Source organism: Qaidamihabitans albus, assembly GCF_016464705.1.
Lineage (GTDB): Bacteria > Actinomycetota > Actinomycetes > Mycobacteriales > Pseudonocardiaceae > Qaidamihabitans > Qaidamihabitans albus.
The window spans coordinates 1-2,541 of sequence record NZ_JAEHOB010000040.1 but is presented as its reverse complement, the minus strand read 5'-3'; the positions used below and the strand labels follow the sequence as shown (position 1 = coordinate 2,541).

The window sequence follows — 2,541 nt, the reverse complement described above, 5'->3', positions numbered from 1 at the left end:
CTGTCAACGGCACGCGAATCTTGACCACTTCTCGGCACGTGAATCTTGACCCCCTGCCGGTGTGCTGATCTCTTACTCTTCGGTTGTGCCGGCTGCGGGGACGCGACCGAGGTCGCGGTCCTTGAGCCGGTAGCTGTCGCCCTTGAGGGCGATCACTTCGGCGTGGTGGACGAGGCGGTCGATCATCGCGGCGGCGACTACGTCGTCGCCGAACACCTCGCCCCACCGGCCGAAGACCTTGTTGCTCGTCACGATCAACGAGGCTCGCTCGTAGCGGGACGACACCAGCTGGAAGAACAGGTTCGCCGCTTCGGGCTCGAACGGGATGTAGCCAACCTCGTCGATCACCAGCAGTGGGTAACGGCCGAGCTTGGTCAGCTCGGCTTGCAGGCGGCCGGCGTGGTGGGCCTCGGCCAGGCGGGCGACCCACTCGGCGGCGGTGGCGAAGGCGACCCGGTGCCCGGCTTGACAGGCGCGCATCGCCAATCCGATCGCCAAGTGCGTCTTGCCCGTCCCCGGTGGGCCGAGGAACACCACATTCTCTTTCGCGGCAACGAAATCCAGCGTTCCCAGGTGGGCGATCACGTCTCGTTTGAGACCGCGAGAGTGGTCGAAGTCGAACTCTTCCAACGACTTGCGCGCGGGGAACCGGGCTGCGCGGATGCGCCCCTCCCCGCCATGGGACTCGCGTGCGGAGACCTCGCGTTGCAGGCAGGCGATCAGGAACTCCTCGTGCGACCAGGACTCCGTCCGGGCGCGTTCGGCGAGCCGGGCGACGGACTCGCGCATGGTGGGTGCCTTCAGCGCCCGGGTCAGATAAGCCAGTTCGGCGGACAGGTCACGGCCGGTGGCGGCCTTCTTCGCAGCTGTGGCGGTCCTGGCGGGCATCAGGCCACCCCGCCTTCGGTGTCCAGACCCAGGGCGGTGTCGTAGTCGGACAGGCAGCGGACTTGGACCTCCGGCTCGGCTGCAGGCCGGACAACACCGATCCGCTTGCGGCGCAACACCTTCGCCGCTTCCACGTGGTCGGGATCGGAGATCGTCTGATGCCATGCCCACACCCGGTCGTGATCGGCCATCGGTTTGCCGTCACAGAGCACCCGCACTCGGGACAGGTCCGCGATGACCTCGACGCGTCGGCCGATCACGATCGGGTGCACCGAATAGTCGTTGGAATCCAAGCGAATGTAGTGATCCCGCGCCAGCCGGGTCGACGCCCGCCACCCAGTGGCCGGCGCCACAGGCGGCAAACCCAGCATCGCGGCCTTGTCACCGGTGACCCTGTCGGTCGGGGAACAGCCCAACACCCGCTTCGGACGCTGGTTGGCCACCGCCAGCCAGTCAGCCAGCTGGACGTTGAACTCCGTCGCCGAGCCGAACTGACGTCCGGGCAGGAACGAGCGTTCCAGCCAGTCATGAGCCCGCTCAATCAACCCCTTGGCTTCCGGGTCGGCCGGGCGGCAGATGACCACCTTCGCACCCAGCGTCCCCCGGAAGGCCTGACACTCGGCGGTGAGTTCGCTCCGGCCGGCACGCCACCGGCCGATCGCGCCCTCGCCGTCCCAGACCAGCACCCGCGGCACCGCCCCCAACTGCTGGATCAACTGCCACCAGCCNGGCGGCAGATGACCACCTTCGCACCCAGCGTCCCCCGGAAGGCCTGACACTCGGCGGTGAGTTCGCTCCGGCCGGCACGCCACCGGCCGATCGCGCCCTCGCCGTCCCAGACCAGCACCCGCGGCACCGCCCCCAACTGCTGGATCAACTGCCACCAGCCGGTGAACAGGTCCTCGGCCCGCCGGGACGGGATCAGCACCGCCGACAGCCACCGCGAATACCCACAGACCATGGTCAGCACCGGCAGCTGCGCCGGGCGGCGCACCTGCCCGAACCCCACCGGCAGGTTGATCGGCGGGAACCACAGATCGCACTGCGCGATCTCCCCGGCCGCATACGCAGTACGCGAAGCCGGGTCCGGGGCCAGATACACCGGCCGCAACTCCNTCAGCACCGGCAGCTGCGCCGGGCGGCGCACCTGCCCGAACCCCACCGGCAGGTTGATCGGCGGGAACCACAGATCGCACTGCGCGATCTCCCCGGCCGCATACGCAGTACGCGAAGCCGGGTCCGGGGCCAGATACACCGGCCGCAACTCCGCCACCCGACCCGACAGCACCCGAATCGACCGGGTCCAGCCGATCCGCTCCGCGATCACCGTCGCCGGCATCGTCGGATAGACCCGCAGCAACTCCCGGATCTGCGGTTCCACCGCATCCACGATCGACCCGGCCGGCTTGCGCACATACTTCGGCGGCGCATCCGAGGCCAGCGCCTTACGCACCGTGTTGCGCGACACACCCAGCACCCGGGCGATCGCCTTGATCGGCAAACCCTCAGACCTGCGCAAACGTCGAATCTCAGCCCAATCCTCCACGGACAACACCCTTCGGTCCCTCCCCGGCTCGGCTGGAGCCAGGGTCAGCCGACAGGGGGTCAAGATTCGGATGCCACGCCGTGGTCAGTTTTCACGTGCCGCCGACA

1 protein-coding gene and 2 pseudogenes are annotated in these 2,541 nt (G+C 68.5%); all 3 read right to left on the bottom strand.

Annotated features, from left to right (window positions below; all coding sequences use genetic code 11):
* Positions 1 to 72 precede the first annotated feature (72 nt).
* A complete protein-coding gene (istB, locus tag JAP66_RS31695) occupies positions 73 to 888 on the bottom strand; it encodes an IS21-like element helper ATPase IstB (protein ID WP_199435558.1) in 816 nt (271 codons plus the stop codon).
* Positions 888 to 1,616: pseudogene (locus tag JAP66_RS31690) on the bottom strand (Mu transposase domain-containing protein); the annotation flags it as partial. The gene istB and the pseudogene JAP66_RS31690, both read right to left, overlap by 1 nt.
* A pseudogene (locus JAP66_RS33540) lies at positions 1,613 to 2,443 on the bottom strand (DDE-type integrase/transposase/recombinase); the annotation flags it as partial. The pseudogenes JAP66_RS33540 and JAP66_RS31690, both read right to left, overlap by 4 nt.
* Between the last annotated feature and the right edge of the window lie 98 nt (positions 2,444 to 2,541).

Excerpts from the sequence above, each read along its gene's own strand:
- istB (WP_199435558.1), bottom strand. The coding sequence starts at position 888 with ATGCCCGCCAGGACCGCCACAGCTGCGAAGAAGGCCGCCACCGGCCGT.